Origin of the sequence: Actinomadura sp. 6N118 (genome assembly GCF_044326415.1) — a bacterium.
Classification (GTDB): Bacteria; Actinomycetota; Actinomycetes; order Streptosporangiales; family Streptosporangiaceae; genus Spirillospora.
The window spans coordinates 1-19,750 of the sequence record NZ_JBIRAZ010000035.1; the positions used below are offsets into that span (position 1 = coordinate 1).

Annotated in this window: 22 protein-coding genes; 2 read left to right on the top strand and 20 right to left on the bottom strand. The window is 68.7% G+C overall.

All coding sequences use genetic code 11. The annotated features are described in order from the left end of the window. The 3 genes from ACH34W_RS50385 to ACH34W_RS50395 form a co-directional block, all read right to left on the bottom strand. Positions 1 to 552: hypothetical protein (locus ACH34W_RS50385; RefSeq protein WP_395968411.1), on the bottom strand; the 552-nt coding region annotated here is incomplete at its 3' end. Next, positions 549 to 1,094 carry an RNA polymerase sigma factor gene (locus tag ACH34W_RS50390; protein ID WP_395968412.1) on the bottom strand — a complete coding sequence of 182 codons (546 nt, stop codon included), beginning with the start codon at positions 1,092 to 1,094 and terminating at the stop codon, positions 549 to 551. The genes ACH34W_RS50390 and ACH34W_RS50385, both read right to left, overlap by 4 nt. A gap of 85 nt (positions 1,095 to 1,179) precedes the next feature. Further along, on the bottom strand, positions 1,180 to 1,410 hold the full coding sequence (locus ACH34W_RS50395; RefSeq protein ID WP_395968413.1) for a hypothetical protein: 231 nt from the start codon (positions 1,408 to 1,410) through the stop codon (positions 1,180 to 1,182). 410 nt (positions 1,411 to 1,820) lie between these two features. On the opposite strand from ACH34W_RS50395, the gene ACH34W_RS50400 reads away from it, so the two are divergent. Then, positions 1,821 to 2,108 (top strand): hypothetical protein, encoded by a 288-nt coding sequence (locus ACH34W_RS50400; protein WP_395968414.1) that lies wholly within the window; start codon positions 1,821 to 1,823, stop codon positions 2,106 to 2,108. Between the two features lie 70 nt (positions 2,109 to 2,178). Here the strand turns inward: ACH34W_RS50400 and ACH34W_RS50405 are convergent, their stop codons facing one another. The 13 genes from ACH34W_RS50405 to ACH34W_RS50465 form a co-directional block, all read right to left on the bottom strand. Then, entirely contained in the window at positions 2,179 to 2,844 is a 666-nt protein-coding gene (locus tag ACH34W_RS50405; protein ID WP_395968415.1) for a 2'-5' RNA ligase family protein, read from the bottom strand. Positions 2,845 to 3,027: 183 nt separating this feature from the next. Continuing rightward, on the bottom strand, positions 3,028 to 3,507 hold the full coding sequence (locus ACH34W_RS50410) for a hypothetical protein (protein WP_395968416.1): 480 nt from the start codon (positions 3,505 to 3,507) through the stop codon (positions 3,028 to 3,030). Between the two features lie 329 nt (positions 3,508 to 3,836). Then, complete coding sequence (locus ACH34W_RS50415) at positions 3,837 to 4,697, bottom strand: hypothetical protein (RefSeq protein WP_395968417.1); 861 nt, start codon at positions 4,695 to 4,697, stop codon at positions 3,837 to 3,839. Positions 4,698 to 4,743: 46 nt separating this feature from the next. Continuing rightward, positions 4,744 to 5,049 carry a hypothetical protein gene (locus ACH34W_RS50420; protein WP_395968418.1) on the bottom strand — a complete coding sequence of 102 codons (306 nt, stop codon included), beginning with the start codon at positions 5,047 to 5,049 and terminating at the stop codon, positions 4,744 to 4,746. 644 nt (positions 5,050 to 5,693) lie between these two features. After that, positions 5,694 to 6,302 carry a hypothetical protein gene (locus ACH34W_RS50425; RefSeq protein WP_395968419.1) on the bottom strand — a complete coding sequence of 203 codons (609 nt, stop codon included), beginning with the start codon at positions 6,300 to 6,302 and terminating at the stop codon, positions 5,694 to 5,696. 155 nt (positions 6,303 to 6,457) lie between these two features. Beyond that, positions 6,458 to 6,694 carry a hypothetical protein gene (locus ACH34W_RS50430; RefSeq protein WP_395968420.1) on the bottom strand — a complete coding sequence of 79 codons (237 nt, stop codon included), beginning with the start codon at positions 6,692 to 6,694 and terminating at the stop codon, positions 6,458 to 6,460. A 679-nt stretch (positions 6,695 to 7,373) separates the two neighbouring features. After that, positions 7,374 to 7,664: a hypothetical protein gene (locus ACH34W_RS50435; protein WP_395968421.1), complete on the bottom strand. Its 291-nt coding sequence runs from the start codon at positions 7,662 to 7,664 to the stop codon at positions 7,374 to 7,376. A gap of 44 nt (positions 7,665 to 7,708) precedes the next feature. After that, positions 7,709 to 8,500 carry a hypothetical protein gene (locus ACH34W_RS50440; RefSeq protein WP_395968422.1) on the bottom strand — a complete coding sequence of 264 codons (792 nt, stop codon included), beginning with the start codon at positions 8,498 to 8,500 and terminating at the stop codon, positions 7,709 to 7,711. Beyond that, entirely contained in the window at positions 8,497 to 8,979 is a 483-nt protein-coding gene (locus ACH34W_RS50445; protein WP_395968423.1) for an ATPase, read from the bottom strand. The genes ACH34W_RS50440 and ACH34W_RS50445 overlap by 4 nt, the downstream gene beginning before the upstream one ends. Positions 8,980 to 8,984: 5 nt before the next feature. After that, positions 8,985 to 9,134 carry a hypothetical protein gene (locus ACH34W_RS50450; RefSeq protein WP_395968424.1) on the bottom strand — a complete coding sequence of 50 codons (150 nt, stop codon included), beginning with the start codon at positions 9,132 to 9,134 and terminating at the stop codon, positions 8,985 to 8,987. A 42-nt stretch (positions 9,135 to 9,176) separates the two neighbouring features. Beyond that, complete coding sequence (locus ACH34W_RS50455; protein WP_395968425.1) at positions 9,177 to 9,818, bottom strand: hypothetical protein; 642 nt, start codon at positions 9,816 to 9,818, stop codon at positions 9,177 to 9,179. Continuing rightward, complete coding sequence (locus ACH34W_RS50460) at positions 9,815 to 10,456, bottom strand: recombinase family protein (protein WP_395968426.1); 642 nt, start codon at positions 10,454 to 10,456, stop codon at positions 9,815 to 9,817. Before ACH34W_RS50460 ends, ACH34W_RS50455 begins: the two co-directional genes overlap by 4 nt. After that, the gene (locus ACH34W_RS50465) at positions 10,447 to 10,770 is read right to left on the bottom strand and encodes a hypothetical protein (protein WP_395968427.1); all 324 of its coding nucleotides are present in this window, start codon (positions 10,768 to 10,770) and stop codon (positions 10,447 to 10,449) included. The genes ACH34W_RS50460 and ACH34W_RS50465 overlap by 10 nt, the downstream gene beginning before the upstream one ends. A gap of 363 nt (positions 10,771 to 11,133) precedes the next feature. On the opposite strand from ACH34W_RS50465, the gene ACH34W_RS50470 reads away from it, so the two are divergent. Further along, positions 11,134 to 11,448 carry a rodlin gene (locus ACH34W_RS50470; RefSeq protein WP_395968428.1) on the top strand — a complete coding sequence of 105 codons (315 nt, stop codon included), beginning with the start codon at positions 11,134 to 11,136 and terminating at the stop codon, positions 11,446 to 11,448. A gap of 235 nt (positions 11,449 to 11,683) precedes the next feature. Here the strand turns inward: ACH34W_RS50470 and ACH34W_RS50475 are convergent, their stop codons facing one another. From ACH34W_RS50475 to ACH34W_RS50490, 4 genes are all read right to left on the bottom strand, one after another. After that, the gene (locus tag ACH34W_RS50475; protein WP_395968429.1) at positions 11,684 to 13,093 is read right to left on the bottom strand and encodes a pentapeptide repeat-containing protein; all 1,410 of its coding nucleotides are present in this window, start codon (positions 13,091 to 13,093) and stop codon (positions 11,684 to 11,686) included. 337 nt (positions 13,094 to 13,430) lie between these two features. Beyond that, positions 13,431 to 14,927, bottom strand: a complete 1,497-nt coding sequence (locus ACH34W_RS50480; RefSeq protein ID WP_395968430.1) for a pentapeptide repeat-containing protein — start codon at positions 14,925 to 14,927, stop codon at positions 13,431 to 13,433. 352 nt (positions 14,928 to 15,279) lie between these two features. Next, positions 15,280 to 16,104: a hypothetical protein gene (locus ACH34W_RS50485; RefSeq protein ID WP_395968431.1), complete on the bottom strand. Its 825-nt coding sequence runs from the start codon at positions 16,102 to 16,104 to the stop codon at positions 15,280 to 15,282. Between the two features lie 44 nt (positions 16,105 to 16,148). Further along, positions 16,149 to 17,579 (bottom strand): pentapeptide repeat-containing protein, encoded by a 1,431-nt coding sequence (locus tag ACH34W_RS50490; protein WP_395968432.1) that lies wholly within the window; start codon positions 17,577 to 17,579, stop codon positions 16,149 to 16,151. Between the last annotated feature and the right edge of the window lie 2,171 nt (positions 17,580 to 19,750).

Consider the following 19,750-nt stretch of genomic DNA (forward strand, 5'->3'; position numbering starts at 1 on the left):
GTGATCGAGGTCGAGGGCGAGGTCGCGGACACGGGCGTGGTCGGGGGTGGGGCGGACGAGGGGGTTGAGGTCGCGGGAGCGGGCGCAGTCGAGGGCGCGGGCGAGGGTGCGGGCGAGGGTGCGGGCGAAGAAGCGCGCGCGGGCGAGGTCGCGGTCGCGATCCAGAACGAGGCCGCGGGCGAGGACGCGGGCGCGGTCGAGGACGCGGACGCGGGCGCGGTCGAGGACGCGGGCGTGGGTGCGGTCGCGGTCGAGGACGAGGGCACGGTCGAGGGCACGGTCGAGGGCACGGTCGAGGTCGCGAAGGCGGATTCGGCAGGCGATCACCACAGCGGCCTGCGAAGTCTTGTCCCGGGCCTCGGGTGCGTCGGCGTCTGGGGCTGGTGCAGAGCGGGTGCCGTCGGGCGCGCCGAGCAGGGCCAGCAGGGTTGTGGTGGGGTCGGTGTGCTGACGGGACTGCTCGACCAGGTCGGCGTGGGTGGCGGCGAGCAGCGCGTCGAGCTCGGTGTCGGTCAGCGGGACGGCATGCGGGTCGTGCTCGGAACCGGTCATCGGGTCGTCCCTCCTTCCTGCTGCCGAGCTTGCTGACAGGCCGGGGCCAACAGCGCGGCCAGCTGCTTGCGGGCCTTCCTCCGCAGGTTGCACACCTTCTGGTAATCCATGCCGAGCGCGGCCGCGGTGTCCACCGCGGAGAAGCCGTCCATCGCAAAGGCGATCACGGCGCGGCAGTCGTCGTCCAGGGTGCGCAGCGCGGCCAGCACATCGGTGCGGCCGATGGCCAGTTCCATCGGATCCGGCGGGGGCGTCGTCCCGGGGTGATGCTCGGGGAGCAGCTCGGGCGGCGTCGAGACCATGGGGACCTGGCCGCGCGCGCCGGGCGGCCGCCGGTACCGACGCAGCGCCACCGTGCGGATCCAGGCGGCCGGATGCTCGATGCGTTCCCACGCGCCCGGGGTCTGTACCGCCTGCCAGGCCTCTACGAACGCCTCGTGCGTGGCCTCCTGGGCCTGATCCAGGGACGCGCCGTTGCTCCTCACGAACGCCACCACCCGGTGATGGTCCGCCTCGTGCAGTTCCAGGAACTCCTCGCGCATCGCCGCCAGCCTGTCCGCTCCGCCCGCCCGCGGTCTGGCCGATGGCGACGATGGCCCAAAGCGGCCCGCCGGGTCGTCATGGAGCTCATCGCCGCTCATCGCCGGGTTCCCGCCGGACCGGCCGGTCCGTGCCGCGCTCGCTGCCCTGGATGTGCGTGCCGCCGCCCGTACCGCTGAGAGCGTCCGGGCCGCCCTGCCCGGCCTGCCCGCCGGTGGCGGGCCGGTGTCGTGCGGTCCAGGCGGCCCACGCGGTCAACCCGGCGGTCACCACGCCGAATCCCGCGATCACCAGATCGGCCCAACTGTGAGCCGGCATCGCCGTCCTCCTCATGCCGGCGGCGGGCGGTCCCCGGGCGGAACTGCGGGCCGTACCGGTCTTGAGAAGAAGTGGCCCCCAGCCCCCATGATCGGTAAATCCAGGCCAAGATTCTTTTCGGTGATCCAACCGGCCGATCCCGTACGGCATCGCCGATCGTCGGCGTTCGTCCAGCTCACCAGTGTCGGACCACCTCACGCGGCCGCATCGTCGAGGTCTGGAAGTCGGGGCACATGCCCTCGGCCAGCGCCGCGCTGGCGTGCGGGGCGTACCGCCTCACCAGAGGTTCGGGGTCGGTTCGTTCCTTGCCGGTGGCCTGCTCTGCGATCGTCTCGGTGGGTCAGCCGCAGCGGGACGCCGAGTCGCGACATAGAACAAGCGTTCGAGGTCGAGGCCATAGGGTGTCGGCTGTGAGCAGCGACGATATCCCCGACGACCTTCTTGATCTGAAAGTGGCGAACCTTCAGGCCGAGGTTGCCCTCAGCGGGCTGGCCGCGCGGATGCCGCGGGCGGTGGACATCGTGGCCGGCACGGCCGAGGCCGACCCCAAGGACATCCAGAACTGGGACCAGGCCATGGCCACCGCGCGGGACACCGCCATGAAAATCAACCTTCACCCATGGATGCGGGACGGTGGCGACAAGGCCAAGGCTCACCAGGTGTTGCTGGCGGCGGCGAAGGACCGCATGCGGGCCTGAAGACGGCGCTGCCCCGTTGCCGCCACCGGCGCGGGCTAGTGGATGGGCCTGAACGATCCGCGCTGACCCGTCACACGATCGGCGTGCGTAGGTGCACCTGGTTGGCCGGAATGCCTGCGTCCCGGTAGTGCTCCCACGGGTCGATATCGGCCAACTGAACTCCAGAAGCGGACGGGCGCCCGTTTCGGGACCGGACTTGAAGCCTCACACCTTGTGGCTGGCCCCCCAGCTCCACCCGTGCGAGGGGCTCGGTCCAGGTGAAGGCCGTCTCAGCGTGCACTGCCACGTCCAACAGATGCAGCGCATCGATCGTCATCGGCGCGTGGCTGGGCCGGACTCGCCGGAACCGGCGCTGGATCTCGCCGGAGTCGGCGTCGCCGGTGGCGTAGGCGAGTGTCATGTGCGGCACGCCCACGTCGTAGGCGGCCGCGTGCGGGCCGCAGGCCCGCTCGATCGCGGCCCTGACCGCTCGGATCAACGCGGTGAGCTGGTCATCGGGATGCAGGTCGAAGACCAGACCTGACACTGACGACAGGCAGCTGCCCACCATGACCTCGAACGGCTCGATCTCCGCGGCCGCCGCCTGCAGCTCCTGGGCCAGCACCCGCCGGTCGGCCGCGGTGTACTCGGCGGCAGTGCGGTCAGCGAGTTGAGCGATCGTGACGTGCAGCCAGGGCCGCTCGACAAAAGCCAGCGGCCATCCCTGCGCCTCGGCGGCCGTGCGACACCGTGACACCACACCAGAGGATCCGCGCTGACCTCGGCGGTTTGGTGGCCACGGCCGGGCGGTCAACGGCCCGCGCGTGCCGGGGCGAGCACGGCGGCCAGCACGGCGCGGACAGCATGGCCGGTGTCGCCCTGGCCGTCGTGGCCGTCTTGGCCGTCTTGGCCGGCGCTGAGGTTGGTGCCAGCGGGGTGGTTACTTGGGATCGTCGTAGGGGTTGGTCTCGGCATAGGCGTCGTCCGCCTCAGTGAGGTCGAACCCTTCCTCCCATTGGCCGGTGTCGGGCCAGTTGTCCGGCCCGCCTACACGGAACCGGGAGTTCCACCGCGGCTCGGCGACGTTCCAGGCGTGCAGCTCGGGCTGGTCGACGGGGTGGTAGTCCATGCGGCGGCGGACGAACTTCTCGTCGTAGACCAGGAAGTCGCCCCCGTCGTCGCGGTCGTCGCGGATCTCCTCGGGCAGCGTCACCACCCGGGTGATCTGGTCGGTGTCGGGGTCGACCTCCACCATCACCGGCATGACGTAGCGCACCCACCGGCGGCGCGGCGGCCCATCACGCTCCTCGACGATGACGATCCCGCCCTCCTCCTCGCCCTCCTCCTCGTCGTCGTCCAGGTCGTCGTCTGCCAGGTCGTCGACGACGTCGTCCAGGGCCGGGTGCGTCTCCTCAGCCACTCTGCGCCTCCTTTGGAAAGAACGGGGCAAAGGGCCAAGGATCGCGCAGCCCGGCCCGGGCACGCCGACGATTCACCGGATCCGGCACCTGCCAGGCGGGGGCAACCTGAGTGGCCCGCACCTTCAGGTTGCCCCGCGCCAGCGGGCGCTCAGCCGAGGTCGACGTACAGGTCCAGGTAGACGCGCGTGCCTGGGTCGCGCCAGTTGGGGTAGGGCCGGGACGGCTCGCCGGGCTGGCAGCGCTGGTTCATCTCGCGCGGCCTAACCAGCCCGTGCGGGGGCCCTGACCGTGACGAGGTCAGGGCCCGTTCACACGATCTTGCAACGGTCTAGGCGGAATCTCCCCCCGTCTTGTCGATCATGGTCATGCGTGTCCAGGCGTTGGCCCACAGCTCGATGTCCTGGCGCTGGCCGCCCGCGCCGGCGACGAAGGCGAGCACGCGCTGTTGCTTGCCCAGCTTGCCCTCCTCCTTCCCCTCCTTGATCAAGGTGCAGAACGACGCGGCGCTGTAGCGGGTGATGACGTCCATGCCGTGGTCGCGCAGCTCCTTGTTCAAATCCGCGCAGTGCTTGGCCATGTGGGCGAACGACTTGTCGCCCTTAGACGCGCGGAAGGCCTCCAGGCAGGTGGTGAACTCCTGCACGGTCGTCGCCCGCATGGGGTCGAACTTCACCCCGGTGTCGACGGCATCCTCCTGGCTCTGGTTGGCCTGCTCCTCGCTCTTGTTGGTCTGCTCCTTGTCGCTCGTGGTGCTGGTGTCCTCGATGAGGTCGGTCACCGGCAGCGGGAGGGTGGTCTTGGTCGACGTGGGCTCGGGGGGCTCCGACGTCGTCGACTCCTCCTCAGACTCCGCCCGGTGCGGCGGAGGGGTCAGGGTGAGGCTCATCTCGTTGTACAGGTCCAGGGCGACGGAGATCTCCGCCTGGCTGGCGCCCATGACCCGCAGAACAGCCTCGATCGAGTCCCACTTCACCGAGACGAACCGGCCCTTGACGATCTCCCGCACCTTGGGGTGCGGGAGCCGGGCCCGGTCGGCGATCTCCTCTTGTTCATAGCCGCTCTTCAGGCGCCAGCGCACGCACTTGATCAGTCCGTGCAGCTTCTCCTGGGCGGGGCCGCCGGGGTTACCCTCTTCGAGCTCCCGGCGCACTCGTTCGACTTCGCGTGATCTCTTCTGCCAGAACCACATGGCGGTGGTGTGTGGCTTCGTCGTTCGTTCGAGGGGGCCTTGAGCCTTACCACCCGGCCAGGGACAGCAGGGCCGGGTTCTCCTGCGCGAGCGCGGGGAACAGGATCAGCACCACGATCACCAGGATGGCCAGGATCCGGGCCAGCTGCCGGCGATCCAGCTGGATGCCCGCGCTCGCGGCGAACTCCCCCGTATAGTCGATCTTGAGCATGTGACGTTCACTTTCTCCGTACAGGACGGCGTGATGCCTCTCGGCACACGCGTGTTCGCGGGTGCTCGGCCGGCGGGTCGGTTTGCGGCACGACATCGCCAGCGCGAAGAGGATGACCAACAGAATGCCGGAGATCGGCATGGCTCTGCATCGCCTTCTGTGCCACCACATACCGGCACGCATCGATTTAACGGGTGAACGGCCGGTGAACTGGGAAAACTCCCCTACATCAGGTACGTTCAGCTTCATTCAAGTTTTCGGCGAGTCACTGACACCCGGTTGGGATTTGGGTTTAATAAGGACGTCCCTCCACGTCATCACTTTGTCGGGATAAATGTCGACAGCATGTCGATTGCCCGATTTTGCACCTATGCCCCTGCAGGCCGGCGCGGGTTCAACGACGCGGACGGGACGGCGTGATTGGGCCCAACTTCCCCCTGGGGGGCCCTGTTTGCGGCAGGGCACGGGCTTGTCGTGGTACGCAGGTGCGGGCACCGGTGCGACCCCCCGCACCTGCGCATCGCACCCAAGACCAGCCAACGACGTTCAGCTTCGTTCAGCGGTTCCTGGTCAGCACCTCAGACCCCCGGAACACACACTTGGACAGATGTCTAATTTCCGGCGATTCTGATTTGCGTTAGTTAGCAACGTGAGTGATTCTCACGAAATGCTCGAGGTCTAGGCCGCCTCCCCCGGGACGTCGTCCACCGCGACTACAAGCCGGCGAACGCTCGTCTTGACCGCCAGCACGCACGGGGCCCGGCCGGGCCCCGTGCGTGAGCGCCCTATTGGACGGCGGTGGCCGTTCCGGGGGCGGGAAGCGCACGCAGATGGCCGCGCCGGGCCTCTTCCCTGCGCTCCGCCTTCCGGATGCGGCGGAACGCGGTGACCCAGTGCATCTCCTCGGCCTCGCTGCCGCCGCACCCGCGGATCATCCCGCGGACGTACTCCTGAGTGAGCTTCACCCCCGCCTTGCGGTACATGATCTTGGTTGCGGTGGTGTGCGAGAAGCGGCCGCCGGAGTTGGCCGCCACCCGACGTGAGGAGTACTCCCCCGCCCAGGCCCAGAATTCCTGAAGCAGGTCCAGCAGATCGTCCATGGACTTTGCGCAGTACGGGTCTGGCTTGTGCCCCTCCCCATCCGGGGCATCCTCGATGACCTGCGGCACGTCCTTGCGGAGCCGGGACCGCGTCGAGCCCCTCCAGAGGGCGGGATTCAAGGAGACCGCCTGTACCTGCACATCGGTCCCCAGAGTGACCCACCGAGGGGGTTTGGATTCGGGGATGAAAGCCGTGCTCACGTACTGTGCGGCCTCCCACAGCGAGATCCCGGCGGGCAGGTTGGCGCGCATCTTGTCGAGAAGGGAGGTTACTTCGCTCCTGGGGATTCTCATGGATTCTGCCAAGACCATCGTGGGGACCCTTCCGCTCCCCACTTTTTGGTGAACCACGATCTTCTGAAGGAGGGTGGTCTCCGCGTAGGAGAGGCTGTGGACCCAGGCGTTCAGCTCCCTGATACGCATCTCCATGCGCTGAACCTGCCGGCCCATCAGATCCGCCGGTTCCGGATGCCGAGGTAGCCAAGCACCTGGGCAAGGAGGGTGCTGGGCAGCGCGGTGACCGCGAGCAGGATCGAGGTGTCCTCGGGCACGCCGTTGGCGTACGCGACGTACCCGACGACGACGGCGGAGCTGAACGAGGCGAGGGTCGCAAGGAATTGCGGCCCCACCCTGCGCAAGAATTTGCGCACACCCCTGATTTCGATGTTCACACTGATCACGGACATGACCCTTCGTTCTGGAAGTCCCTTGCGGGCATCTGATCCGGGGGCGAAGATCGCAATTTCGAGGGCCCGGCTAGACCCGCGATTCACGCACCCGCGCCCGGGTGTCAGGGCACATCATCCTCGATGGGTAAAAGGCTTTGCAACCTTCGGTGCCGTAGGCCGGGAGACCGGCTGACCAGCGCTGATCGAACCTGTAGAGGGCTGTAAAAGTCTGTAATTACCTGTTGGTAAGAGCCCACGCGGCTTGCTAACGCACCTAAGTCAGGGCACATTGTGGGTTCGTACCACCGTGCGAAATCATGGTACGGAATGCGTGCACTGACTGAGATGACCTAGTTGGTTCCTGGAAGTCCCGATGCGGGCATCTGAGGTGTGACGCAGACGCAGGGCCTCCGGCGGCTACCGGAGCCCTACACCGCTAAAAGGAGGCCCCCGGCTGGCAACGGTCGGGGGCCCTTCGTGTGCGCTGCTTGGCGGTTCATGCCGAACGGGTCTAGGTCGCCGGACCTCGGGGGCGTGACAGACCGTGCCGACAGTGCGACCCTCGGCAAAAACCAGTGGAGCGGAGCGGGGCCGTCCGCGTGAGCGCGGGCGGCCCCGCGCACGCCCGAGGGCAACCTGAGGTTCCCGCGACTTCAGGTTGCCCGTTGCGTGCCTGGCCTGGTCTCGGGCGGCGCGCTCAGCCCTCGGCGCGGGCGGCGTCGTCGCGTGCGTGCGTTTCGGGGTTGTAGGTGTCGGCGCCGCGGGCGTGCATCCACGCCATGATGCGGGCCAGCGCGGCGGCCCGCCGCTCGTCGGGTGAGGTCACCTTGCCGATGTGCCGGTTGGTGAACGCCTCGTTGCCGAGCTCGTGGCGCACCTGGGCGGCGGTGCGGCCGGCCATCGTGTGGGCCAGCCGGTCGGGTACCCGCACCCCGCGCGGGGTGGGCAGTTGGGCGACGGCGCCGTCCATCTCGGCGCGGGGGCCCAAAGGGGTTTTGTTGCTGTGAGCTCGCGGCGGCCGCCGCGACGTTTCTACGGTCGGGTGGGTAGGGCGGCGCGCAGGCGGGTGAGCGCGTCGGCCAAGGACGGCAGCGGCACCTGGGCGGGGTCGGCGGCCGCGCACACGGCCGCGGCGGCCGTGACGAGGTCGTCGAGGGGGCCGTCGCCGGTGGCGGTGGCGAACGCCTCGGCGAGCCGGTCCAAGGGTCCAGCGATGGCGTTCAGGTCGCCGCCGAACGGGCCCTTGCCTGCCCAGGCCACGGTGTCCTCGATGGCGTCGAACAACTCGTCCACGTCGACGTCAACATCGGCACCGGACGCGTGGCCGGGTTTCGTCGCCGAGGTCTCCGCCGCGGTGGTGGCAACGGAAGACTGCGGGCTTTCGTCTGCTGCCGGCAGTGCGACGTCGGGGTGACGAAAGACGGCGCGGGCCAGGCGGTAGTCGGTCGCGGCGCGGGCGTGCCGGTCGGCCAGCGCGGCCAGCTGCGTCGCGGCCCGGGCCAGCTCCCGGGCTTTGGCGGCGAGGTCGGTCTCCCAGCGGTGCCCGTCGGCCAGCGCGGCGGCGTCGCGGGGCAGCTGGCACATGTCGGTGACCGCCCGGCCCACCTCCCACATCGCGTCCCGGGCCTGCTGGTAGCCGGGCCCGGCGATCTGATCGGACAGGGCGTCGGCGGTCTGCAGGGCGCGGGCGGCGTTGCGGCGGGCGCGGAAGGCCCGTTGTCGGCAGGCCTCGCCGCACCACACGGCGGGGCGGCCGATGCGGCGCACGGGCGGCGGGGCACCGCACACCGGGCACGGGCCCGGGGCGGCGCTCCTGGCCGTCATCGCTCGCTCCAACCGCGGGGGCCGAACTTGGGGCCGTCCTTGCCCAGCGCGGCGCGCAGCATGCCCGCCCCGCGCTCGCTCATCTCCGCGGAAGTGGCGCGGTCGACGACCGGTCGCTCCAGGTCGCGGTGGATCAGGGTGACCGGTACGCCGCCGGCGGCGAGCGTCTGTGCCGCCTGGGCGCCGACGGTGGGTGCGCGGTGCCGGCCGCCCTGGCAGCCGACCGCGACGGTGACCGGCCCGGCCGAGGGGCCCGCCAGGTAGGCCAGCACCATCACGGTGAGGGCCTCGGTCAGGACCGGGATGCCGGGCGTGGCCAGCACCGCGGCGCGCACCGGCTCGTCATGGGCGGTGAGGTGGCGCAGCTCGGGGGAGATGTGCGGGTCGCGAAAGTGGCTGCGCAGGTCGATCGTGATGTGCCCGGGCGGCGGAGCGCCGTGCAGGTATCCGAACGTGTGGAGGTGCACTTCGTGCTGCAATGTGATCAGTCCTTGTCCAGGTAGAGCTGGGTGAGGATCAGGGCCTCGGTGGGTGTTGGCGCACCTGCCGGGGCCCGCTTGAGTTGTGGTGGTCTCACCTCCGTGTGAGTCGTTGTGGTCTCGTTCAGCGCGGTGGTCTGCGCATCGTGCGCCACGGCGAGGGCCTGGCGCTCACGGTCGGAGCCGGGGCGGTGGTCTCAGTAGGCCCAGCGTTGGAGGGGGTCACCTTGGCTCCACATCTGGTTAATCCGGGTCACGGTCTCGCCGTACGCGCGTTCCTCGGCTTCGGTGAGGACCACGTCGGCGGCCGGGCCGTCGGCGTGGGCGGCGGCGGCCAGGCGGTCGCGGAGCATCACCGCGGCGGGCGTGTCGGCCAGGTCCAAGACTCCGGCCAGCGCGGCGATCGCCACCACCAGGCGGCGGCCGACCCCGGCGCGCATGTCGCCGGGCTGGAACACCGCGTCGCCGACCTCGTCCACCGCGTCATGGACCAGCTCGTCGGCGTGCGGGTCGCCGAGCGCCCGGGCGGCGGCGGCCAGCTGGTCGACGTCGGCGGCCTCGACGTCGACCACGCGAAGCGGGATGTGCTCGTGGCGTCCGTCCGGGGCCAGGAGCCGCCCGGTCAGGCCCGCGCGGCGGGCGCGGTCGCCCTGCGTCGGCGCCAGCACGCTCCACAGCCGCCGGACGGCGGCCAGCGCGGCGCCACCGGCCAGCGCTCCCGGTACCGGCATGCCGTCGGCCTCGGCGCCGTCCAAGGTGAGCAGGACCTCCTCCAGCGCCGTCAGTGCGTGCGTGATCTCCTCGTCCAGATCCGGGATCAGGACCGTACGCGCGCTCACCGGGACCGGCCTTCCAGGATGCCGTCCGCCTCGTCCGCTTCGATGTGGTCCGCGTCGGCCTCGTCCAGGTCCGGGCCGGGCGCCGCGGCGGCCGCCAGGGTCTTGTGTACGACGCCGACCGAGACGCCGACGCCGGCGGCGATGGTGCGGATGGACTCGCCGCGCTGGCGGCGGGCGAGGATGGCGGCGCGCTTGTCGTCGTCGACCACGGGGCGGCGGCCGCCGACCCGGCCGCGTTTGCGGGCGGCCTCCAGGCCGTTCTTGGTCTTGCGGGCGATGTCGCGGCGCCGGTCCTCGGCCAGGGCCAGCGCCAGGTCCAGGATCAGGGAGCGTTCGGTGTGCTCACCGGCCGCGATGCCCTCCAGGACCTTCACCCCGATCCCGCGCTGGAACAGGTCGTTCAGCACGATCAGCCCCTCGAGGAGGTTGCGGCCGAGCCGGTCGACCTCCTGCACGGCCAGCAGGTCCCCCTCGCGGATGTAGGACAGCGCGAGCAGCAGCTCGGGCCGGTCGACAGTCTTCAGCTTGCCGGAGGTCTTCTCCTCGAACACCTTCCAGCAGATGGGGTCGAGGGCGTCGTGCTGCCGCTGGGTGTTCTGCTTGTCGGTGCTGACTCTGACCAGGCCGATCAACGCCACGGCGCGGTCTCCTGCTCTGACGGGAGACGCAGCTGGACCGACACCTCGCCCTGGCGGCCCACCGCCCGCGCCGGCGTCCCGCCCACCACCTCCAAGCCGAGCGCCGCCGCCCAGGCATGGAAGATCCGCTCGGCGGTGTCGGCGGGCACGTACGGGTCGATGCTGCCGTTGAGGGTGCCGGTGGTCGCGATGCTCCAGGTGATGGACGGCAGGTCATCCCGGTGCGCCTGGGCGTAGACCTCCCCCAGCAACGCGTGCGCGGCCCGCTGCTTGCGCTGGTCGGTGAGGCTGGGGATCAGGTGCAGATCGTCCACGTCGACTCCTGTTCGCCAAACGGTAAAGACCGGAGTTGATGAACACTATTCCAGATGAACGGAAAAATGAACAGTCCGACCAGAAGATCCCGCAGGTCACCCGTCGACACCCGCGCCCTCGAAGATTGTTCATCAGACGGTCGTTAAACGAACGCGATAAACGCCCAGCAAGGCCCCCACCGGAACCCCAGGCTGTCACTCCGGCCCGGCCACTACCCAGCCGCTCCAGCCTGCGGACCGTCATGCTGCGCGTGGCTGGCACGGGCCATCTCGACGCCCTATCCACCAATCGTGACCAGTTGACTACAGGCGGCTATTGTTGCGGATGTTCGGACGTCAACCCCCCAACCGATGGAGCCTCCGATGAACCTGCCTATCCGGCTGGCAGCGCTGACTTTCACCGCCGGCACTGCCGTCGTCAGTTTGTCCCTGCCCGCCGCCGCGGCCCACACGGAATCAGCCGCAGTCCCTGGCGACAAGCCGTGCATCGGCCTGCCCGTGAAGGCGAACATCGGCAGCCTCGTGGGGCTGATCAACATCGCCGTCCAGGACATCCCCATCCTGTCCGCCCCGAACAACCAGGTCTGCGCGAACACCGGAACCCCTGTCGACGAACCGGTGTCGCACATCCTCTCCGACATCCCCGTGCTGCCGGGGAACGGCGCGGGGAACGGCTGAACACCTCGCCGTCCCGCATCGCCCGCCCGGTCCGCCCGAGGTCATCGCTGATCCGGCGTCCTGCAGCCACCGCTCTACCTGAGCCCGAACGAGCCGGGGCCCCTGACCACAGCCCGCCCATAGTCCCTTCGAACGCACACGAGTTCTGAGACGAGACGACAAGCGAGAACGCCGCCCGACCTGTAAGAGCGGGCGGCGTCTCACATCCGATCGTTTTTCGGACGCGGATCCAAACTCACCGACTCGCCCCAACGCCCGACTCGCCGCTTGAGGTGGGACCTGCGACGATGTGGCCGCCGTTGGCGGCTGGCTCGATCCGCCACCCGGAGGGCAGGACATGGTTCGCGGCCGTGTCGGACACCGTGGTGTTCTCCAGCTCGACTTCGCCCGCGAAGGTCGCCTCGCCGAAACAAACGCTGGCGAAGGTCGCCTCGCGGAGATCGATCTTCCCTGCGACGGTCGCCTCGCGGAGATCGATGTCCTCGGTGAAGGTCGCCTCAAAGAAGTCGGTGGGCCCGGAGAAGGTCGCTCCCTTGAATTCGGTGTGCCCGGAGAAGGAGGCTCTCTCGAAGTCGACGTACTCGGAGAAGGTCGCCGCGAGGAAGCTGGTGTGCCCTGTGAAGGTCGCCTCCCTGAAGTCAGCATCCCCGGGAAAGGTCACCTTCGTGAAGTCGGCGAAATGGGCGAAGGTCGCCTTCCTGAAGTCAGCGTCCCTGGAGAAGGCCACCTTCGTGAAGTCGGCATCTCCGAAGAAGGTCGCCTCCCTGAAGTCGGCATCCCCGAAGAAGGTCGCCTTCGTGAAGTCGGCACCAGCCAGTGTGCAGCCGCGAAGAGTGAAGTCGATCAGGGTGGCGCCGGCGAGGTCCAGGTGGATGCCTGGCCAGTGAACAGAAGCATCAGGCTGCAGGTGGGTGTGCAGGAGCCGCTGGGCGGTGAGACGAACCTGGCGTTCCTCGTGCGGGCCAGCCCCGGCGGCTGGCACGGGAGCGACGGGCCAGGTGCCGGCACGGGCCGCGGCGCGGGCGGTGTGAAAACGGCGGACCGCAGCGCGTTGCCCTTCAACTGGGTCGGGCCCGCCCTCCTGGTCAGTGGGCAGGGCAAAGGGCATGCGCAGATACGCGCAGATGATGCTGACGATGGTCTGCCGGTACCCGGGGTTGTCGTTGGCCAGGCGCTCCAGGGTGTACAGCGCGGTCAGCCGGACCGGAGCTTTGTCCGAGCCCAGGTGTTCGGCGGCGGTGTTGTACTTCTCGGTGATCCGACGTTCGGCCGCGTCCTTGTCAGCCGCATCAGCCAGCCGCTCCTGGTGAGCGTGCGCGAGCACATCGGTGCGTTCCTGGTGGTTGTGCGCGCGTTCCTGCAACCACTGGCGGCGGGCCTGGATCAACAACGCGAACGCACCGCCAGCGCCCAGTCCGACCGTCAGCCCGGTCCGGATCGCATCGATCCGCAACTTGGGATCACCAGCAGCCTCCTGCAGCAGGAACCAGATCGCCACCCCGGTCAGCGCAGCGGCCACCACCGCGCCCAGCAGATACGCCCACCACGCCAACACTCGCACCGCCGACACCGGCGCACCCGCCCGCGTCCGGTCCGGACCGGCCTGCTCACCACCCCGCCGCTCCTGGGGCCTCCGTTCCAACACCGCATCGACTCCCTGCTTCATGGGGCAGGTCCGCTGGAGCCAGACCGCCCAGCCGCACCGTGCCCCCATGGGACGCGCATCGCGGTGGTCAACCAAATCGCCGCCGCCGCGGCCCCAGCGGCCGCGAGCATCCAAAATCCCGCCGCCAGCGGCCGCACCCGCAACGGCTTGCCCGCACGACGTTCACCCACGCTGGTCCAGCGGCGCCGTACCGACTCCAGGGCGCGTTTCACTCGTCCGCTCACAGCCGACCAGTCAACGGCGCCCGGCCCAGCACCGCCGCCAGGTGGCCACAACAGGGCGCACGGACCTGCCTCGTGCGTTCACGACGATCGTTTTACGACAGGTGAGGAGCTAGGTCGTTCGGTAGCCCCGGAGGGCGTCGGCCAGTCGAGCCAGCAAACTCGATCGTGGCGCCCCCGAACCCGGCGCTACTGAAGTCGACTATGCCGTTTCCGAACGTGGTTCCTTCGAAGTTGACCGTGCCGCTCGTCAAACGGGCGCCGTCGAACTGGACCGTGCCGCCCTCGAACCCGGCGCCGCCGAAGTTGAGCGCACCGCCGATGAGTCCGATGCCACCGAGACTGACCGTGCTGCCTTCGAACACAGCTTCTTCGAAGTTGACCGTGCCGTTTTCTGCGAACACAGAGCCGCCGAACTTGACCGTGCCGCCCCTGAACCGGGCGAGGTTGAAGTGGACCGTGCCGCCCCTGAACCCGACGAGATTGAATTCGACTGTTCCGCCCTCGAACCGGGCGCTGTTGAAGTAGATCACACAGTTCTCGATCTGGGCGAGGCTGAAGAGGACCGTGCCGCCCCCGAACCGGGCGAGGCTGAAATCGACTATGCCGCCCTCGAACCGGGCGCCGCGGAAGTCGACCGCGTCCGCCTCAAATTCGGCTCCCTCAAAGTTGACCTTCCCGCTTACGAACCGGGCATCTCGGAACGAGATGTTGCTGGCAGCGAAGACAGCGCCATGGAAGTCACCGCCGTCGAAGACGACGTCGGTGAAGTCCAGGTCGTGGCCCTGCCAGGAGACAGAGGCGCCGTCGCGCAGGTGGTTACCGATGATGCGGATCACGGTGTGGCGGACCTCTCGGCGGGCCCGGTAGTGCTTGAGGGCGGTGGTGTGCTGGGCCGGGTCCTGGCCTTCGGCGGGTTTGTCACCGGGGTCAGAGTCGTAAGGCATGCGGAGGAAGGAACACAGCACGTCAATGCAGGTTTGGCGGAATTCAGCAGTGGGGGAGTCGTCGGCCAGGCCGGCCAGTGCGTGCACGCCACCGAGCCTCACCGCTTGGGAGGAATCGCCGAGCTGGGCAACGGCGGCGGTGAACCGGTCGGTGCGCTGTCCTTGCTCGGTCAGCGCAAGGGTGCGGCGTTGAGCTTCCTCGCTTTGCCGCTGCCCCTGCTGGGTCAGCTCGAAGGTGCGTAGCTGCGCTGCCTCGGTGGCTTCGGCGGAGCGCCGAGCGGCCTCCACGCCCTCCATCGCGGCCTGCGCCGTGCGGCGCGCGGAGGTGGCGTTGCCAGCGGTGTAGTAGATCGCCACCGCGGCCAGCAGCCCGGTGCCCATCGTCAGCGCCCGGCCTCGGATGGTGTCTAGTGCGTCCGCCAGTTCCTTGCCCTGCAACCCGCCGTTACCGCCGACCTTGACGCCGTCGACGTGCACCAGCCACCACTGCGCACCAGGCCCCAACACCCACGCCACCGCAACCGCGACCGCGACTCCGCCGAGCACCAGCGCAAGATGTGCCCACCGCTCCCACCGTCTGGTCCACGTCGGCTCCTGTAGTCCGCTGGTGTTGTCCGCCTCGCCGTCCGACGCTCCCTCAGCCACAACTTGAACTTAAGGAGATCAGCTATCCCTGCGCCCAGAGCACCCGCTGATTGCCCACATCCGGACGCCCGTCGAGTGTTGTTTTCGGATGCGCGATAGATCAATCCGCTCGGTGGCGACACTCAGCCGCGCCACCCCTTTTCTCGGTATCGCGCGCGTTCGCGGCCAGCGCCCCGGCGGTCGCTGTCCACCTGGACTACCAGCTCGGGTTGTCCGACACCCCCGAGCTCGGGGAGGGGGAGCCAACCCGCTCAGCGTTGATCCGCGATCCGACTCGCGCGCGTTCGTCATGCGCGAGGCGTGTGATGCGGCTGACGTCGCTGTGCATTACCGCACGTAAGTGACGCGCCGCTCACCCATCGCCGGGGTCAAGTTCGGCGGCCAGCTCGCGCAGCTCGGCAGCCAGCTTCCGAGCCTCGTCCGGCCGTGTGGACGCCACAGCGCGCAGGCTGTCGCGACGGAACGCGCGGCGGATCGTGGACCGGACACGCGCGACGTCGGCAGCGAACACCTCGGCAGGGTCGGCCTCGACGGGGGCGAGAGGATCGGCTTCGCCGGCCAGGTAGGCGCGGATCTGCGTCGATGCCTCGGCGGGGTCAAACCGATCGGTGTTGGGGAGGACGGCCACGGCTCCCTTGAGGACAGCGGCGGTGACCTTGACGCCGTCGGTCTCGGCCACGGTCTCGTACACCGTGGCGGCGGCGTCGGTCCCGTGCCGGTCAGCGACGGGGAGGAGCTCGCGGATCTGGCTCTCGCTCAGTCTGTCTCCAATTGGAGACAGACGTTCGGCGAGCGGCCAGGCAGCGATGAGCCGGTATGCCTGGGGACGGGACATGTCCCAGCGCTCGGCGACGTAGGCCTCGAAGCTGTCGTGTGACTGACGGTAGAGCCGGGCGTCGCGGATGACCTGCAGGGCCTTCCCAGCGGCCCAGAACGCCAGCCGGAGCCCGTCCACGGCGGCCTCGCACGTGGCGAGGTCACTCTCCTCCTGGGGCGTCAGGTCGCCGGTGGCTTCCGAGTCGTAGGGGACCGGGATGGCGGCCGGGCCGGTCCCGCTGGGCTCGGCGTGCGCGGTGTCCGTCGTCGCTGCAGGGACGTCGTCCGCGGGCGGAGTGGGTGGCGGGACCTCGGTGTGAGACAACACGACCTGCGCGAACGCCAACCGAGCGGACGCCACTCGGCAACTCTCATATCCGATCGTTTTCAGACATCAGCCCGAGCTCATGAACTCGGCCCCACCCTCGACTCGCCGCCTGGGATGGGACCTGCGACGATGCGTCCGCCGCCGTTGCCGGCTGGCTCGATCCGCCACCCTGCGGGCAAGATGTGGTTCGCGGCCGCGTTGGCCACCATGGTGTTCTCCAGCTCGACTTCGCCCGCGAAGGTCGACTCGCCGAAGCAAACGTCGCTGGCGAAGGTCGCCTTCCTAAGATCGACCTTCCCTGCGAAGGTCGCCTCGCGGAGATCGGTGTCCGCGGTGAAGGTCGCCCTCCAGAAGCTGGTCTCGGCGAAGGCCGTCTCCTCAAAGTTCGTGTCCCCAGAGAAGGTCACCTCGAAGAAGCTGGCGTACAGGGCGAAGGTCGTCTTCTCGAAGTCGGCGGGCCCGGAGAAGGTCGACTCGCTGAAGTCGGTGGGCCCGGAGAAGGTCGACTCGGGGAAGTAGGCGTACCTGGAGAAGGTCGTCTTCCCGAAGTTGGCGAACACGGAGAAGGTCGAGCGGGGGAAGTCGGCGTCCCCGACAAAGGTCGCCTCACGGAAGTCTGCGGTCACGGCGAAGGTCGTGTCGGCGAAGTTGGCGTCCCCGACGAAAGTCGCCTGCCTGAAGTCAGCGATGTCCGGTGTGCAGTCGCGGAGAGAGAAGTCGATCAGGGAGGCGCCGGTGAGGTCCAGGTCGATGCCGGGCCAGTGGACGGAGGCATCAGGCTGCAGATGGGTGTGCAGCAGCCTCTGGGCGGTGAGGCGGACCTGGCGTTCCGCGTGCGGGTCGGGCTCGGCGGCGGCCGGTGCGGGGGCGGCGGGCCAGGTGCCGGCGCGGGCCGCCGCGCGGGCGGTGTGGAAGCGGCGGACCGCGGCGCGTTGTCCCTCGCGTGAGTCTGGCTGGTTGTCCTGGTCAGGGGGCAAGGCAAAGGGCATGCGCAGGTAGGCGCAGATGATGCTGACGATGGTCTGCCGATGCTCGGGGTTATCGTTGGCCAGGCGCTCCAGGGTGTACAGCGCGGTGAGGCGGACCGGGGCCTTGTCCGAGCCGAGGTGTTCGGCGGCGGCGTTGTACAGCTCGGTGATCCGTCGCTCAACCGCGTCCTGGCGGCGTTCGGCGGCGTCCCGCTCGTTCAACGCGGTGGCGAGTTCCTGGTGGCGTTGCCGTCGGAACGCCAGCATCAACCCGACCGCGGCCGCGGCGCCGCCGCCGGCGGCCAGGCCAGTACGGACCGCGTCCACTCGGACTCGGGCCCGATCGGTCCCGGCCTTGGCCTCATCGGCGACGTCCAGGAGCCACGCGGTGGTCAACCAGATCGCCGCTGCGGCGGCCCCGGCGGCCGCGAGCATCCAAAACCCTGCCGCCAACGGCCGTACCCGCCGCAACGCCTTGCCCTCACGTCGTTCTCCCACGCTGGTCCAGCGGCGCCGTACCGACTCCAGCGCGCGTCTCACTCGTCCGCTCACAGTCGACCAGTCAACGGCGCCCTCCCCAGCGCCGCCGCCGCTTGGCCACAACAGGGCGAACGAACCACCTCGCCGCGTTCACGACGATCGTTTTAGGACAGCTGCGGGGCGTGATCATCCGGCAGCGTCAGCGTCGTGTAGAACGGCTTCGGCCAGAAGACGACGAAGGTGCCCTGCCCCCGGCTCGGACACGAGACTGCCGGCCAACTGCCGGCCAGGAAGCCCAGGGCCCCGCGGATCGTGTTCCGGGAGGCGTTGCACTGGCTCTGCTGCTTGCTCTCAGGTGGAAGCTGCGCTGCCCGCTCGGCCCGCTGCCCCCCGGTTCGACCGTAGGGCGGGCGAGACAGATCAATGTCTCCGCGAAGATAGGGACACAACAGTTGACAGAACCCGAACGTATACGGGGCGAGCTCATTTTCTGATCACACATAAATGGCGCCGCCCTCGCCCCTTAGAGCCGCCATGGCGCGATCGGACAGCGGATTACAAACTCTTCTGAAGGGCGTCATATTAAGTATTCAAATGGCGCATCGATGTGGCTTCTGGGGGGTGTGATCTCGCAAGGTATTTGGATGGGCAGGTTTGAGATTCGTTGTTGCGGGTATCTCCGCCTGCTCACATCAGGTCACGGGGTACGCGAAGGCAGGGAGGTTAACACGCGACCGCCCCCCTCAACAGAGGTAGAGTGTTTCATCCCGTCTCATTTTGCGGTCATGATGTCTATTCCCGTCCCAGGGGTTCAAGTTTCTTTGCCGGGACTGCACGCTGAGAATCTGCCTTCGAAAAGGTTGGGATGACTTGCCGAGGCGCTTGAGGAATAGAGCAGGGGCTCACCAGCCAAGGGCCCGGCTGCTGTTCAGCCTACGGTCGAAGGCGCCCAGCCCAAGCTCAAGGACGGGAGAGGGGGGCGAATGACCACGTCAGCGAGCATCGCCCAACTGTGTGCTCTGTCGCTTGTGCCGCTGTTCGCAATGGTGCTGGGCTCGCGGCTCGGTGTCCTAGCGATCGGCCTGGTCGCACCTTGTGACCAGCATAGATTCGGTGACCAGCGGGGACTGGCCGGATCCCGGCGCACGCCCCTTGATGTGTTCCTGGAGCCAACAGTGGCCCGGCTCGCGGCCCTGGCCAGCGGGTGGACGGCACTCGCACAGGCTGCAACTGCGGTCCATCGCACCGGGTGCCCGCGCGAGACGCTCCAGCGCCAGGCATCTGGTGGGGCATCGGGCCAGGTCAGCGCCCACCCATCGCGGCGCTGCAGCTCATCGATATCGGCCGGCGGGGAGGCGCGGCGGGGCGGAACGCTCCCAGCCCAAGACAGCATCGCCCCCTCCCCCCAAACACACCGTCACCTGCCCGAATGCCGCGCCCCAGGCGCGTTCGAGCGGCCGGTGGCCGCAGGACGACGCACCGCCGACCGCGGACCTGATTCACCGGGCCTGACCACCGATACACAAACCCGCTGCCCCGTCGGCCCGCAGGGTGGCGGCTCCCACCACACGCCGAATCACCTGGCCGTTTCCCCAGCCGCAGCACTGGCTTGTGGCCCTGACCAGCGGGCCCGAAAGCCAGTGCCCATCGCTTGCACCGCCCAGTCCCACACGCCTCTACGGTGCCCACCCGGGATGCGACAGCGCCACAGACGCCCAGCCAGACCTGCGTGGATCGGAGCCCCCTAGGAGCCCCCGGCCGGACACCCGCTGCACGAGCCCCTGCCTTCAACCTGCACAGCGGCTCGTGCTTTGCCATGCCCGCAAGTTGCAACAATGTCACCCGCACACCTAAAATAGGTGACGTAAATAGAGACTCCCGCGCACCTGTCTGTTGGCCCGGACGGCGCACGGGAAAAGACGGCCCCTCGCTAGTCACGAGGGGCCGTCCCTATGCGATAGACAAATCGGCGGCGCATTTCCCTCGCCGATTTCATTCGTTTTCACAGCTGGCTTTCATTCACGTCGATCACCGGTCCAGCAATGATCATAAAGTTTATGACCATTACCAATGGAACGTTCCCATATCTGCGTGATCATCAAGATAGGCGAGACGGGCAACGGGGCGTTAAAGTTCCCAGCCACCCCTAGGTGCCGTTCCGAGGTCGACTCGTCTACCATCAGGGGATAAACCAGCGGTGATCGGAGAGAGGCGAGCTGACTACTCGCCCT

Excerpts from the sequence above, each read along its gene's own strand:
- ACH34W_RS50390 (WP_395968412.1), bottom strand. The coding sequence starts at position 1,094 with ATGCGCGAGGAGTTCCTGGAACTGCACGAGGCGGACCATCACCGGGTG.
- ACH34W_RS50420 (WP_395968418.1), bottom strand. The coding sequence starts at position 5,049 with ATGCCGATCTCCGGCATTCTGTTGGTCATCCTCTTCGCGCTGGCGATG.
- ACH34W_RS50395 (WP_395968413.1), bottom strand. The coding sequence starts at position 1,410 with ATGCCGGCTCACAGTTGGGCCGATCTGGTGATCGCGGGATTCGGCGTG.
- ACH34W_RS50425 (WP_395968419.1), bottom strand. The coding sequence starts at position 6,302 with ATGAGAATCCCCAGGAGCGAAGTAACCTCCCTTCTCGACAAGATGCGC.
- ACH34W_RS50470 (WP_395968428.1), top strand. The coding sequence starts at position 11,134 with ATGAACCTGCCTATCCGGCTGGCAGCGCTGACTTTCACCGCCGGCACT.
- ACH34W_RS50430 (WP_395968420.1), bottom strand. The coding sequence starts at position 6,694 with ATGTCCGTGATCAGTGTGAACATCGAAATCAGGGGTGTGCGCAAATTC.
- ACH34W_RS50415 (WP_395968417.1), bottom strand. The coding sequence starts at position 4,697 with ATGTGGTTCTGGCAGAAGAGATCACGCGAAGTCGAACGAGTGCGCCGG.
- ACH34W_RS50440 (WP_395968422.1), bottom strand. The coding sequence starts at position 8,500 with ATGACGGCCAGGAGCGCCGCCCCGGGCCCGTGCCCGGTGTGCGGTGCC.